A 14,872-nucleotide genomic window follows, 5' to 3' on the forward strand; every position below is an offset into this window, starting at 1 on the left:
CGGTCCATCGGACGGCCCCGCCTCATCCGCCGCCAGCGTAACGCCGCCATGGCCGTGGAAACGGATCAAAGGACGATGCGCGGCCCCAAGGCGGGTCTGGCCGCCGCCATGGAGAAAGATGACGCTCGGTCCATCGGACGGCCCCGCCTCATCCGCCGCCAGCGTAACGCCGCCATGGCCGTGGAAACGGATCAAAGGACGATGCGCGGCCCCAAGGCGCCGCCGGGACAGGGATCGGTATTGATCTGCGCCGTCAGGGCCACGGGCAGCCGGTCGAAGGCCATGGCGCGATCAAGGCGGCTGGTGACATAGGTGGTGTCACCGTGCGTCTCTATCAGCCATTCGCGGCCGTCATAATGAGCGCCCCCGCGGTGCCGTCCCTCGATCGCGAAAGCAGGGCCGAGCGGTATCCAGCGGCGCAGGTCAATCCCTTCGGTCCCTTCCAGCGCATCATAGGCGTCGCCCTGCGCCCAGACGATCTTCCCCTGGAACAGGGTTTTCGCGTCGTGCCCCGCGTTGCGGATGGCATCGAGGACGATGGGCGTCACCACGGCCACGATCGCGACGTCGAAGCGGCGGATTGTCGCTTCGGTGCGGGCGCCATCCCAGCTATTGGCTTCCGAATTGCACACCGTCACGCCGCGTTCCTGGAGCGCGCGTTCGAAGGCGGCAAGGAAATAGGCGTCGGCCTGTGTCCCCAGGATCAGCGCGAAGCGGCCGCGCAGATTCCAGTCGCTCGCCAATACGCGGCGGAAGAAGGCAATGGTGCGGTTCACTTCGCGCTCGCTGATCGGCAGCAGCCGCGTCACGCCATTATCGCTGAACTGCGCGATGGCGCTGGGGCGAATCATCGACATGGTCTCGCTCATGACTTTGTTACCCTCGGGATTTTCTGGGGGGGGCCAAGCTTCAACAACTCTTCTGCCGGGACCAGTTCGATGTCGGACGGAACGCCCAGCACCTGCGTCACCTTGCTGGCGATACGGGCCGCAAGCGCCTCCTGGCTGTCGGTCAGCCCGTCATAACCCACGCGCAGACGCAGCAAGTCCATCCGGGCCTGGGGCCGGATGATCTGGAACAGGGCCGCCTTGGTTTCGGGGAATTGTTCGACGATCGCCTGGATGTCGCGCGGCAGGACCGCGGTCCCATTGATGAATGTCTGGTCGCCGGCACGGCCGAGCGTCCAGAAGCGCAGATGGGTGCGCCCACAACTGCATGGCGAGCGGTCGAACTTGACGAGATCGGCTGTACGAAAGCGAACCAGCGGCGCCCAGGGATCGGACAGGGCTGTGACGACCAGTTCGCCCATCTCGCCATCGGGCACCGGATTGCCATCAGGATCGAGATTTTCGACCAGCGCCAGATCTTCCCAGGCGTGGAAGCCGTTATGCGCGCGACATTCCATCGCGCCGGTCACGTCGCCCAGCGAGGTGTAATCGAAAATCTCGATCCCCCAGTCCTTGGCCAGCTTCTGGAAGCGCGGACTCATCGGCTCGCCGCCGAACACGCCCCCCTTGACCGACTTGAAGACCTCGCGCGGATCCTTGTCGCTCGTCTCGAAAAACTTCTCCAGCCCGATCATCATCGGCGTGGAGAGCATATAGAGAATGGTCGGGCGATAGGTTTCGATCGCCTCGATCATCTGCGGCAACATCGCAGGATCATGCGGCGACAGGATCGGCGTGAAACCCGCTTCGTTGAGGAAGGACGTGCGGTTGATGCCGCCCCGGAAGGTGAACATCATATAGGTGACATAGTCGCCGCCGCGCGCGCCGATCTGCCAGAATTCGCGCAGGATTTCCGGTTCGGTGGCGCTGCCCTTGCCATTGGGCACCGGGGTCGGATCGCCGGTCGTGCCCGACGTGAAGCCGACATGCGGAATGTCGCGATAATCGGCGATACGCAGCCCGCCGCAGGGATCATCGTTGCTGTCACGATAGTCGCGGATCATGTCCTTGTCGATGAAGGGCGCCTTCGCCCGATAATCGGCCAGCGACTTTATGTCCGACGGCTTGACCCCGGCCGCATCCCACACTTCGCGGATGAGACCGTTGCCGTCATAGACATATTGCAGCATCGCCAGCAGGCGCAATTCCTGCAGCTTGTCCAGTTCGGCACGCGGGAGCGTCTCGATCTGCGGGTCGAGATAGCGCAGGTCATCGGGCTGCGGCCCTTGCGCCGTGACGGGACGGGTGATTTCGCTGATCTGGCTCATAAGGCCTCCGCGGGCTTGAAAACGGGCAACACCCAGCCGTCGTCAATCGGATTCCAGTCCACCTGGACCTTCTGACCGATGCGGACATCCTCCGCATTGATGCCGCCCAGATTGGACACAAGGCGCGCGTCGTCGGTGCCGTCGAGGGTGACGACGACGGGAACGTAGATATAATCTTCACCCGTCTTGGGATTTTTCGAACAGATGGCGAAGCTGAATATCGTTCCGGTGCCCGGCAGGTCGGGCCATGCCTTCTGCGTAGACTGACATCTGGGGCAATAGGGCGAAGGCGGCATACGAAAATGGCCGCAATCGCCGCACTGGCAGGCGGTGAGCCGCTGTTCCCGAGCGGCTTCCCAAAAGGGTTCCGTATCGGGATTGGTGGTGATCTTGATGCCGTCGCCCGGAAGGACGCGTGCGGGTCCGTAGCTCATCAGGCCCTCCTCAGAACGAGACCGGAAACGGGCAGCGACGCAGGGCCGCCGGTCACAAGTGCGAATTCACAATCCTCGACCTGGTTGACGGTCGTGCCGCGCACCTGCTCCACACCCTCGACGATGTGAGTCATGCCAATGATATAGGCTTCGTTGAGGTTGCCGCCGTGAGTGTTTACAGGCACGCCGCCGTTTACGCCGCCCCTGGTCGCCTTGTCGTAGCGAATCTTGCCGGACAGGACATAGTCGCTGCCCTCGCCCTTTTCGCAGAAGCCATAATCTTCCAGTTGCATCAGCACCATGGAGGAAAAATGGTCGTAGATCAGCGCGACATCCATATCCTTGGCCGTCAGGCCCGTCTGGCTCCAGATACGGTCCGCGACGAACTTGTGGCCGGACGAGGCAAAGTCGGGATCGGGCATACCCATCCAGGCAAAGGCCCGTCCCCATTCGCGGGTGCCGCCATGGGCGACGCCATGCACCACGGCAGGCTTGTGGCGGCAGTCCCTGGCGCGGTCCATCGTTGTCGTGATGACCGCTACTGCGCCGTCGGTCTCCAGGCAGAAGTCGAGCCGGCGCAATGGATCGGCCAACATCGGCGAGTTCCAATATTCCTCGTCCGACAACGGCTTGCGACGAACCGCCTTGGGCCGGTCCAGCGCATTCTCGCGGGTGGCCTGGACGATTTCCTTGAAGGCTTCGGGCTGCGTGCCGTAGAGGTGCATGTGACGACGGGCCAGGACGCTCATCAGATGACCGGGACCGACAAGGCCCGAAGGTTGAAGGAAGCTGTTTTCGGGATTGGGGGCGGACGAGCCGAACACCACGCCCAGCCGATGCTGGGGCAGTTGCTGCAACGCCATCAGCGTCACCGTGTAGGTGCAATCCTGGTTCATCAGGCCGGCCGTCGCGAGACCGATCGCGCCCGGGCAGCCGCCGCCCCCGCTGGTCAGCGTCGCGGAAAAGCCGACATAGGGAATGCCCAGCGTTTCCATCAGGCTTGCTGTATCGAACTTGTCGAGATAGCCAGCGCCGGCGGTGGAATAATAAGCGATGCCGTCGATCTGGTTGGCCGAGATGCCTGCATCCTCACACGCCTTCAAAATGGCTTCACCCGCCATGTCGTTGATCGTGCGCGGCCAGCTCTTACCGCGAACATAATAGTCGGTCGCGCCAATCCCGACGATCGCGCATTTATCCTGATTTACCCAGGTCATCCCGTTCCTGCTCTCTCGATTCCGGTATCCGGTCGGGGCAAGCGCCTCTCCCGGTCCCGTCCTGGCCATGGAATCACGGACAGGCGATTATTGTCGAAACCTTTCTGGCCTAAATGGGTACCTCTTGTCACGCCAAAAATGCGAACTGATAAAACCTAGTAATATATGTCAGGCCAACCTGATCAGCTAAAATGCAAGCGGCGATATTTGCCGCGGAAATAGAGCAGGGGATCGCGGTGCGGCTCGAACTGAACACGCTTGACGCGTCCGACCAGAATCTGATGATCGCCCGCGTCATGAACCGTGTCGCGGGCACATTCGAAACTGGCGAGCGAGTGGCGGATTACGGGCACGCCGCTATCCCATATGTCGCAATCGGTCTGCCCGAAGCGATCTTCGGTACGACTGGCAAAGCGGCCCGATACCGGTTGCTGGCCGATATGCAGGACGTTGACCACGAAATGGTCGGCGGTCAGAAAAGCGGGCAGACTGCCTGCATTATTGGCAATACACACAAGCAGAAGGGGCGGATCGAGCGACACGGAGGTGAATGAATTGGCTGTGAGTCCGACGGGGTTGCCATCTGGGTCGAGGGTCGTGACGACGGTTACGCCGGTGGCAAAACAGCCCAGCGCATCGCGCAGCGTCCGGGAATCCGAGCCGGCGACATAGGAGGGCGGCGAAAGTGGGACCCGTCGTTCCAGGAAATCGAGCAGAAGCGCGTTGAAAGCGTCCGCCTGGTCGACCGCGACCAGATGCCCTGCGTCGCTGATTTCGACGGCCTCCACATCGGCGATGCAGCCAGCAAGTTCGGCGACGGATTCGGGGGTGCTGAGCGTGCTGCGCTCCCCGCGAACGATCAGTGTCGGTACCTTGAGCTGCCGCGCCGCATCAATCAGCCGACCTTCCGCCGCTGGCGTGTCGAAACTGTCCAGAATGCGCGGATCCCATCGGCCGCCATTGGCAGTCGCGACACGGCGCAGCGTTTCGCTCATGCGGCTTGACCCTGCCGGGTCCATACGGGGCGGTGCATCAACGAGCACGAGACCTGTCGCCAGCGCGGTTTCGCTTTCCCCCAGCACGGCGGTAGCGATCCAGCCCCCCAGCGATGCCGCCACGATCACGGGCCGGGACCGCAATGTCGCCAGGACCGCGCGGATGTCGCCGCTATAGGCATCGAGATCATAGCGACCATCGGCAGGCCATTCGCTGGCGCCATGCCCTCGCAGATCAAGGCTGATGACATAGCGCCCGGCTTCGGCGAGGGCGACTGCTGCCGACCGCCAAGCATCATGGGTCTGACCACCGCCATGCAGCAGCAATATGCCCGGATCATCCTCTTGCCCGAAGCTCTGCGCGACGAGACGCACACCCCCAAAACCGATATAGTCAAGTTGTGCCATCATGCCTGTCCTGTCGTTTATGTCTCATCGCTCGCTCGTCGCGCCGCGGCGGCCTTGTCCTCCGCAATCCAGCTTTCGACCTGCCGCCCGCGCCGCATCCCGATCAACAGGGCGATTTCACTGTCGCCCGACAATATGGCGTCGCAATAGCTGCGCTGTAGCGCCAGCCAGAGCCTGCGACGTTCGGGCGCGCGGCGGTAAAAGCGATATTCTCGTTCCAGCAGGCCGAAGGTGTAGCTGATGCCGATGAAGAGGATGAGGACGGGATCCCCGCTCATGTTCGCGATAAGCTGGGACAAAAAGATTTCGGCATCCAGCGTTTCCCGCTGATTTTCCTCTCGCGCCTCACGTTCGTCGATCGCTGCCCGAAAGCTTCTGAGTTCCGCGATCAATTTTGGATCGGTGCATTTGGCCGCCTCCGCGCCGGCGGTCGGGTAGATCAACATGCTCGCCCGGTTCATCTGCTCCAGTGTCGCCGATTGGAGACGGAGCCACAGTGCAGGAGACTGGACCACATGCCGCGCACTGGGCCGGGTGGCATAGAAGCCCCCGTTGACGCCGCGGCGGACCGAGAGGAGGCAGTCACTTTCCACGACTTTCGCTGCCTGACGAAGGGTCGGACGGCTGATGCCCATGCGCTCGAGCAGTTCGGCTTCGGATCCCAGATAGTCCCCGTCCCCGGCCTGAAGGCTGAGTTCCGTCAGTTCCCGCACTGTGCGTGCGACCACGGAACCGCCCAATTCGACAGCTTCGTTGAGGTCGAGAATATTGTTCATGTCGAGCATCCTGTCCTTACCGCTCCCGTCGCGACGTGATTGCTGGGACCGGGCAACATGCTCATTACAAAAGCGCGGGACTTGGACAAGGAAGGCCGGCAACATGCGCGCCGGCCTTCCCCAAATTCCTCAGTTGCCGAAGCGATAGGTGATCGTGCCGCCATAGGTAAAAGGTTCGCGATGCACGCCCGACACATAGCCGAGACCGCCGACATACAGGGCCTGAACCACCTTGCGATTGTTCGTCAGATTGCGACCAAACACCGCCAGTTCCAGCTTGTCATTCATAAGCGATAGCGAGGCACGCGCGCTCAACACGCCCTGCTTGGGCGACGTCGTGGCGTCGATGATGTTCTGCGCGATAGTCGTGCCGGTGTTGGGATCGATGGTCACGCCCTGCGGATCCCCGATAAAGGGTGTATAAGGCTGAAGATTGATCGCGGAGGTCCAGCTATAGTCTGTGCGCAGATTGAACCGGCCGAAATCGAATGCGTGTTCGTAGCTGCCGGTCAGGGACCAGGTCCATTTCGGTACACCTTCAACCCGTTCGTCCAGACGGTTGCCGGTCAGGTTGGTGCGGCTGGGCAGTTCCTGATAGTCCTTGTATTTGGCATTGGTGTAGCTGCCGGTCCCGCCGACCTGGAAGCCAGCGGGCAGCTGGACCAGAAATTCGCCTTCCAGGCCCCAGATGCGAATCTTGCCCGCGTTGGTCAGAACCGTCTGGGTCGTACCGTTGGCCAAGCCGATCAGCGTGGTCCGCTGGATGTCGTTCACGTTGGAATAATAGCCTGCCAGATTGAGGCGCAGGCGGCGATCGAACAATTCGCTCTTGATGCCGGCCTCATGAGCATAGGCGATCTCGGGCTTGAAGGGGATGGCCGTCGCGACCGAGTTGGCACGCAGATTCTGTCCGCCGGAACGGAAGCCCTTGCTGGTCTTGAGATAGACGAGCACATCCTCGCTCAGCTTGTAGTCGAGGCTCGCAAGATAGGAGACGCCGTCGAAATCATCGCGCACGCGGAGCGCGCAGCCATTGGCCACCGTTGCTGTCGGGATTTGACATGCGATAGTTCCGCTCGTGCGGTTCTGGGTAGAGTTTCTGGTGGTAAGACCCTTGTCATCCACCGAGTAGCGCAGTCCGCCGGTGAAGGAGAGGCGATCGGTGAAATGATAGGTGGCCTGGGCATAAGCGCCGATGCTGTCATTATCGAGTTCACCATTGAAGAACAATGTATTGGGATTGAACGATGGCAGAGATATGGACGAAGAAGTGTCGAACCCTGATTCATGAAAGTAGAAGGCGCCACCGGCGAAATCAACCGCGTCGTCGAGCGCAGTGCCCGTGATCTGCAACTCACCCGAATATTGGGTCAGGGTCTGATCGCCGGTCGTGGTATGGATGGGAGCGGCCGATCCGTCCAGGTCCAGTCTTGACGTCGTGCTTACCTTGCGCCAGCCGCCGACGAACTTGATCGCACCAAAGAAGGTGTCGAGATTGATCGTGCCATTATATGTCTGCGTCTTGACCCGCGTCAGCGGCGATGCGTCGGGGAGGTTGGGATTGCCCGCCACCCCCTGCGACAGCGCGGTCTCGCTAGCACCCAGGCTTGTATAATAGCTGCGCAGGTTGCCGCCCGCCTGAAGCGCGCCCGAAGCACCGATCGCCGGGTAGGAGAAGGGGTTGATGCCGGTCGGCACCGGCAGGCCGGCGGCTGTCAGAGTGGCCGCAGCAGCAGCACCCGCCGCCTGCAAGCTGGCATTGCCCGCTGCGGATGGCGCCGTCAGTCCCGATGGTATCAGATATAGCATCTGGCGACCGGATGCATTGACATCCTGCTTGAAATATTCCGCAGAGAACAGAAAGCTCAAATTGTCGGTCGCCTGATACAGGATCTTCCCGCGCGCAGCCCAGTTGTCGCGATCATTATATTTGTCGCCGGTGATGCGATCCTTCATCCAGCCATCGCGCAAGTTGCGCTGGAGCGCTCCACGGATTGCCAGCTTGTCGTCGATCAAGGGGATATTCACGACGACTGTTCCGACACGCTCGTTGAAACGACCATAGGTCGCCGCGATGCTGCCGGAGACGCCGTCGAAATTCGGATTGTTGGTTTCGAACAGCATCGCGCCGCCGGTCGTGTTGCGGCCGAACAGCGTGCCTTGCGGCCCCTTCAGCACCTGTACGCTGCTAAGGTCGAGCAGATCCTGATTCAGGCCATAAGCGCGCGACCAATACATGTCGTCTACATAGGTGCCAACCGAGGGATCGAGCGTCGCGAGTACGTCCGTCTGTACCTGACCACGCAAGGTGATCGAAATGGCTGTAGGATTGGAAGGCGACTCACGCACGGTCAGGCTGGGCGTTGTGCGCGCGACGTCGGATACCTTGGTCGCACCCTGTTGCAACAGTGTTTCGGCGGTAAAGGCCGTAACTGCAACAGGAACATCCTGAAGATTTTCGGCAACCTTGCGCGCGGTTACTATGATGTCTTGCAAGCCGCCCTGTTCGCTGGCCTGCGGCGCCTGCGCGAAGGCCGGCGTAACCGACAATGCTCCGAACGCGGTACCAAGCAAGAGCCCCGAAACAGCCCTCCGCGCCGAGTGACGAAGTGGATGCATATCAGACAACCTCCCATTCTGTTTGGATCAGAACCTCTCTAGGGTCCATATGAGGCTGATTTACACATTCAGCCCGGCGAAGGCAATAAGATAGGTATCTCTTTTATCGAGGTACGAAGTTTAATCCAATAATGCTCAATAACCTAGTTATCTATCTTGATGACACATCGACATAATGCCGATCACGCCCTCCGCTTCGCATTGATCGCGCAACTTGCCAGCGCCGCAAGGCAGTCGAAACCGGGAGCCAAAAAGCGAATCATTCCACTGCGCCCGATCGACCCTCCCACCCTTTGGTCTCCACCGCTGCGCCCGTTGACCGAACATGGCCCCAGTCACATTCCGCACAGCCACGCATTCCTTTTTAGAAAGAGGTATCTTTTTTTACGAGACAGGCGCTTCGACACATAGTATAAGTGCAGAGTAGGTGATGTTTGCGTCGCCCCGACCCGGATGCCCGGCATGCAAGGGCGGGGTTTGATGCTGATCGCGCCGGACCGGCGCCCGGCATCGATATCCGTGTCAGGCACGGGGTGAAATATTAAGTCAGGAATAGAGGGCCGTCGCAACGCGCCCCTTGGGAAAGGAACAATGCCCATGAAACCATTCATTTTCAGCGCCGACAGCCATGTGCGCGAACCAAACAGCCTGTTTCTCGACAATCTGCCCGCATCGCTGAAAGAGCACGCGGTGCACACCGTGAAGGAGGGCGACGCGCTGGTCACGAAGACCGCGCACAAGACCATCTTCAAACTGCGCCTGGCAAAGAATCCGGATTTTGGTGGCGCGACCCGGTTGGGCATCCATGATCTGGGCGGGCGGCTGGTCGACATGGAAAAGGACGGCATCGACGCCGAGATCGCGTTCCCGAGCCTTGGCCTGTGGCTGTACGCAATCGACGACGAGGATGCCGAACTGGCGCAGTGCGAAATCTACAATGATTGGAACAACGAGTATTTTTCCGGTCATCTCGATCGTTTCGTGCGCTGCGGCGTGCTGCCGGTGCGCAACCTCGCCTATGCACAGCAGGAACTTCGCCGCATCGCGACGCTAGGCTTCACCGCCGTCATGCTGCCTTCCATCCCGATGGCCGGTATCCCCAAATATAATGACGAAGCATGGGATCCGTTGTTCAAGCTGGCGGGCGACCTGGGCATCGTGTTCGTGCTGCACACCGGAACTGGAGCCGAGACCGTCGTCAACGAGCGTGGCCCGGGCGCGGCCGTCATCAATTACAGTATGCAGATGAACGATGGCATCAACGCGATCATGTACATGGTGTCCGGGGGACTGCTCGACCGTAATCCCAAGGCCCAGGTCGCCGTCATCGAATGTGGCGCCAGCTGGCTGGCCGCGATTGCAGAGCGCATGGACGAGGTCTATGTCGCGCACGACATCTTCGTCCGTCCCAAGCTGTCGATGATGCCATCGGAGATCATCAAGCGGCAAGTGACCTGCTCGTTCCAGCACGACCGCGCGTGCATCATGTCACGATCGGTGACGGGTACGCGTGCGCTGATGTGGGCGTCGGACTATCCCCATGCGGAAGGCACCTTCCCCCATTCACGGAGCGTGATCGACGGACTGTTCGCGGGCATCGATATCAGCGAACAGGACAAGATCGACATATTGGGCGGCAACGCCGCGCGGCTGTTCAAGTTCAAGCATGATACGCTCAATCCCGACCCGCAACTCATCCTCGCCTGACGCTGTCAGCTGCAAGCAAAGGGAGGGCCGCCCGGGCTGTGGCGGCCCTTTTTGCTTGTCCCCACACTCCGAACATGGTTGTCTAGGTTATATAGATAACAATCAAGGAGCATGAGGATGGAGCCCATAGACAAGGCGCTTGGCACGGACGCGACACATGGCTGGTGGACGCTGCCACGACGCCATTATGTGCTGTTCATCCTGTGCCTGGTCGGGGTCGTGAATTTCGTCGATCGCCAGATTCTCGCGATCCTCCTGGAACCGATCAAGAAAGACCTGGGCGTCAGTGACACGGCGATGGGGTTGCTGTCGGGGATCGCCTTTTCCGCCTTTTACGTGATTGCCGGCATCCCGATCGCGCGGATGGTCGACAAGGGATCGCGGCGTAACGTGCTGGTCGGCTGCCTGACAATGTGGAGCCTTGCTACGGTGCTGTGCGGATTCGTCCAGAATTTCGTTCAGTTGGCCGTCGCGCGCATCGGCGTCGCATCCGGCGAAGCCGGCGGCGGTCCCGCAACCCAATCGTTGCTCGCCGACCTGTATCCCATATCGCAACGCGCCACGGTGATCGGCATCTGGCTGGCATCGCAGGCGATCGGCATCGCATTTGGCCTGTTCTTCGGCGGATGGCTCAACACTGCCTTCGACTGGCGGATCGCGTTCATCGTGGTCGGGGTGCCCGGTCTGCTGCTGGCGATCGGCATCCGCCTGACCGTCAAGGATCCGCCGCGCGGCATGGCGGATGGGGGCGTCGGCAAGCAGGTGGAAACGCCGCCGCTGAAGGAGGCCTTTCTCATCGCGCTGCGTTCACCCTCGCTGCGCCTGCTGCTCATCATCGCCATGTGCTGTTCCTTCGCGGGCTATTCGATCCTGGGGTGGGGACCGACCTTTTATATTCGCGTCCATGGGATGACGACGATGCAGGTGGGAGGATTGATGGGGCTGGCGGTGGCCGGCGGGCTGTTTATCGGCAATGTCGGCGCGGGGCGGATCGCGGATCGGGTCGCTAAGGGCGATTTCGCGGTCTATATGCAGGTTGCCGGATGGGGCACGATACTGGCCGCGCCTTTCGGCCTGCTTTTCCTGCTGGCAGCCGACCCCATGCTGTCGCTGGTGGGCCTGTTCTTTTCCAAGCTGTTCATGACCTTCTGGATGCCGCCAACCTATGCTGTGGCCGTAGGCATGTCGCCGGTCCGCAACCGTGGCATGATTACCGCTTTGCTGACGCTGAGCACGACGGTTGTGGGCATCGGCATGGGTCCGGTGTTCGTGGGCGTCATGAACGACCTGCTGGAGCCGAGCTTCGGCAAGGAGGCGATCCGCTATTCTCTGGTCTTCGTGCTGGGCGGGCTGGTCGCGTGCGGCCTGCTTTGCTTCGTTGGTACCAAGCTGGTGCGGCGGGAAATCGCGGCACGGCCGGTGACGGCTCAATAAATGAAAGGGCAATGGGCGCGGCCCGGCGGACCGCGCCCATCCTGTATCAGCGGGTGAAGCTTTCGCCCTTTGCAGCCTTTTCTACCAGCAGCCTGGACGGCTCGATGCCCATGGCCTGCAAGCCGTCGACGACCTTTTGCAGGCCGACAGTATCGCCCCAGAACATCGGGCCACCGGTATAGACGGGCCAGTTATAGCCCAGGATCGCAGCGATATCGACGTCCGAGGCACGGATGGCAATGCCTTCTTCCAGCACCTTGGCGCCTTCGTTGACGACCGGGTAGAGCAGACGGGCAACGATATCCTCGTCCGACAGCTTGCCCTTGTTCGCAACGCCCTTGAAGCTGGCGAAATCCGCGATCGCGGCGGCCGCAACCGGCGACGGGGTCGCCTTGCGGTCTTCATCATAGTCGTAATAGCCGCCATTCTTCTTCTGGCCGAGGCGATCCATCTTGACCAGGTCGCCGCGAACGCTGCGCTCGGTCTCGTCGCGGCCGATGACATCAAGGCCGACAAGATCGATCATCTGGAACGGCCCCATGGCGAAACCATAGTCATAGACGGCCTTGTCGATTTCCTCCGGCGTCGGCCCTTCGAGGACGAGTTCGTCGGCCTGCTTCCCGCGCTGAGACATGATGCGGTTGGCGATGAAGCCAAAGCAGACGCCGGAAAGGACAGGCACCTTGCCGATCTTCTTGGCGAGCGCCATGGCCGTCGCGATCACTTCCTTCGACGTCTTCGCCCCGCGCACCACTTCAAGCAGGCGCATGACGTTGGCAGGCGAAAAGAAGTGGAGGCCGATCACCCAGTCAGGCCTGCTGGTCGCCGCCGCAATCTCGTCCAGATCGAGGAAGGAGGTGTTGGACGCCAGGATCGCCCCCTGCTTGGCGATCTTGTCGAGCTTGCCGAAGACGTCCTTCTTGACGCCCATCTCCTCATAAACCGCCTCGATGACAAGATCGACCTCGCCCAGCGCTTCCAGCCCCAGCCTGGGCGTGATGAGCGCCATGCGCTGCTCTACCTGCTCGGCAGTCATGCGGCCTTTCTTGGCCGTATTCTCATAATTCTTGCGAATTACGCCGACACCGCGGTCCAGCGCCTCCTGCGTCATTTCCACGAGAGTGACGGGAATGCCGACATTGAGGAAGTTCATGGTGATCCCGCCACCCATCGTGCCTGCGCCGATGACGCCCACGGTCTTGATGGGGATCGTCGCCGTGTCCTTGGGCACGTCGGGGACCTTGGCCGTCTCACGCTCGGCAAAGAAATAATAGCGTTGCGCCGCGGACTCGGTGCTGGTCACCAATTCGTCGAACAGTTCCTTTTCCCGTTCGATACCCTTGTCGAAATCCTCGATCTCGGCGGCCGCTTCAATGGCGCGGACGATATTATAGGGCGCCTTGAAGCCGCGGAAGGCACGGGCATTCTTCTTGAGATAGGCTTCGTAGATTTCAGGCTTGCCGCGCGATGGCGCCACCTTGTCCTGGCGGTCGCGCACGCGCTGGAGCGGCTTGTCGACGACGGTGCGAGCAAAGGCAATGGCGTCCTCCCGCAGTTTGCCCTCTTCAGCCACGGCGTCGATCATGCCCAGTTCCAGCGCCTTTTTCGCGGGAACCGGTGCGCCGCCGGTCATGATGTCGAGGGCGGTTTCGACGCCGACGATACGCGGCAGACGCTGCGTGCCTCCGGCGCCGGGCAGCAGGCCCAGATTGACTTCGGGCAGGCCGACCTTCGCGGACGGCACGGCGATGCGATAATGGCAGATGAGCGCCAGTTCGTAACCGCCGCCCAGCGCCGTGCCATGGATCGCGGCAACCACCGGCTTGGTACCGTTTTCGATGATGTCGAATACCGCGTGCAGGCCGGGCTCCTGCGGTGGCTGGCCGAATTCGGAAATATCGGCGCCGGCGAAGAAGGTGCGGCCGCCGCAGATCAGGACGATCGCCTTGACGCTATCGTCCTCCGCAAATTTGCGGAAGCCCGCATCGAGCGCCAGGCGCGTCTTGATGCCCAGAGCATTGACCGGGGGGTTGTCGATTTCGATCACCCCGATGCCGCCGTCCTCGACGCTGTATTTTCCGACTTCGCTCATGAAAGGCTCCTCGATTTGCAAAGCATGTTTGCATCGGTCTTTGCCCTGACTCGGCGCGCCGCGCAACCGGAGAAAGAGAACATAGTTATCCAGGTGCACTTTCGGATGCGGGGCCGACGGTTCGGCGCGTGCAAAGGGCCTAAAGCGACAAAGGTGCCGCAAGATACCGGCTGCAATGTCACCTTATGGCGCCGTTCGACCCGTCGGCGACAGGGTGGTCCCGCCGCTCCGTCCAGCGGCCGGGCCAAGCGCCTTTGAAGCAAAGGAAATCCAACATTGGAAGGGCTTTTTCCCGCGCCCAGACCGGCGCTGACGGTCCGACGGGGGCCGATCGCTAGCCGCGCACTCCCAAGCCCCGCGCGATGATGCCGCGCAGAATTTCCCGCGTGCCCCCGCGCAGCGACCAGCTGGGCGCATTCATCACGATCTTCGCGAGGACCGCATTATAGTCGGCCCGTGCGGCGAGGTCGGGTTCCGCATCGATCAGACCGCGCGCGATGTCGGGCACGGATTGTTCAAAGACCGCGCCAAGATCCTTGACGATGGCCGCATGGAGCGCGGGATTCTCGCCTGCGTCCAGCATCGCCGCCACCCCACGCGAAAGGCGGCGCAGGATGATGAGATGGGCGGACAGGCGGCCAATCGCAGCGCGGGCCAGATCGCCATGCCCCTTGCCCAGAACGGCGATGAGTTCCACGATCAGCTGCATTGAGGAAAGAAACCGTTCCGGCCCGGAGCGTTCAAAAGCGAGTTCGCTCATCACCTGGTTCCAACCATCGCCTTCCTGCCCGATCAGCGCGTCGAGCGGCGCAAGCGCATCGTCGAAATGAACCTCGTTGAAATGATGCTGGCCCGCCAGATCGATGATCGGTCGGATGGCAATGCCGGGCGTGGCATGGAGATCGATCAGCAACTGGCTGGTCCCGGCGTGACGATCGGCTGGCGTGCCTGATGTGCGGCAGAAGAGGATCATAT

General features: G+C 61.3%; 11 protein-coding genes and 1 pseudogene. 2 read left to right on the forward strand and 10 right to left on the reverse strand.

Annotation, left to right across the window (positions count from 1 at the left end):
• The 8 genes and pseudogenes from B2V90_RS11370 to B2V90_RS11405 all read right to left on the reverse strand — a co-directional run.
• Positions 1–195, reverse strand: a pseudogene (locus tag B2V90_RS11370) (alpha/beta hydrolase); the annotation flags it as partial.
• Positions 192–857, reverse strand: a complete 666-nt coding sequence (locus tag B2V90_RS11375) for a hypothetical protein (protein ID WP_293921338.1) — start codon at positions 855–857, stop codon at positions 192–194. The pseudogene B2V90_RS11370 and the gene B2V90_RS11375, both read right to left, overlap by 4 nt.
• Positions 858–865: 8 nt before the next feature.
• Positions 866–2,215, reverse strand: coding sequence for a phenylacetate--CoA ligase family protein (locus tag B2V90_RS11380; protein WP_228221282.1), 1,350 nt, complete (start codon positions 2,213–2,215; stop codon positions 866–868).
• A complete protein-coding gene (locus tag B2V90_RS11385; protein ID WP_228221281.1) occupies positions 2,212–2,649 on the reverse strand; it encodes a Zn-ribbon domain-containing OB-fold protein in 438 nt (145 codons plus the stop codon). Before B2V90_RS11385 ends, B2V90_RS11380 begins: the two co-directional genes overlap by 4 nt.
• Complete coding sequence (locus B2V90_RS11390) at positions 2,649–3,866, reverse strand: thiolase C-terminal domain-containing protein (protein WP_228221280.1); 1,218 nt, start codon at positions 3,864–3,866, stop codon at positions 2,649–2,651. Before B2V90_RS11390 ends, B2V90_RS11385 begins: the two co-directional genes overlap by 1 nt.
• A gap of 182 nt (positions 3,867–4,048) precedes the next feature.
• Positions 4,049–5,272 carry an alpha/beta fold hydrolase gene (locus tag B2V90_RS11395; protein ID WP_228221279.1) on the reverse strand — a complete coding sequence of 408 codons (1,224 nt, stop codon included), beginning with the start codon at positions 5,270–5,272 and terminating at the stop codon, positions 4,049–4,051.
• Positions 5,273–5,286: 14 nt separating this feature from the next.
• Positions 5,287–6,045, reverse strand: coding sequence for a FadR/GntR family transcriptional regulator (locus B2V90_RS11400; protein WP_228221278.1), 759 nt, complete (start codon positions 6,043–6,045; stop codon positions 5,287–5,289).
• 129 nt (positions 6,046–6,174) lie between these two features.
• The gene (locus B2V90_RS11405; protein ID WP_066863587.1) at positions 6,175–8,619 is read right to left on the reverse strand and encodes a TonB-dependent receptor; all 2,445 of its coding nucleotides are present in this window, start codon (positions 8,617–8,619) and stop codon (positions 6,175–6,177) included.
• 642 nt (positions 8,620–9,261) lie between these two features.
• Between B2V90_RS11405 and B2V90_RS11410 the strand changes: the two genes are divergently transcribed.
• Positions 9,262–10,371 carry an amidohydrolase family protein gene (locus tag B2V90_RS11410; RefSeq protein WP_066863590.1) on the forward strand — a complete coding sequence of 370 codons (1,110 nt, stop codon included), beginning with the start codon at positions 9,262–9,264 and terminating at the stop codon, positions 10,369–10,371.
• Positions 10,372–10,488: 117 nt separating this feature from the next.
• Positions 10,489–11,805, forward strand: coding sequence for a spinster family MFS transporter (locus tag B2V90_RS11415; RefSeq protein ID WP_228221276.1), 1,317 nt, complete (start codon positions 10,489–10,491; stop codon positions 11,803–11,805).
• A 46-nt stretch (positions 11,806–11,851) separates the two neighbouring features.
• Here B2V90_RS11415 and B2V90_RS11420 read toward each other — a convergent pair whose 3' ends face one another.
• Both B2V90_RS11420 and B2V90_RS11425 read right to left on the reverse strand, forming a co-directional pair.
• A complete protein-coding gene (locus B2V90_RS11420) occupies positions 11,852–13,897 on the reverse strand; it encodes a 3-hydroxyacyl-CoA dehydrogenase NAD-binding domain-containing protein (protein ID WP_228221275.1) in 2,046 nt (681 codons plus the stop codon).
• A gap of 334 nt (positions 13,898–14,231) precedes the next feature.
• A partial coding sequence (locus B2V90_RS11425) for an acyl-CoA dehydrogenase family protein (RefSeq protein WP_293921346.1) occupies positions 14,232–14,872 on the reverse strand: 641 nt, incomplete at its 5' end.

Origin of the sequence: Sphingobium sp. UBA5915 (assembly GCF_002431195.1) — a bacterium.
GTDB classification, from domain to species: Bacteria; Pseudomonadota; Alphaproteobacteria; order Sphingomonadales; family Sphingomonadaceae; genus Sphingobium; species Sphingobium soli.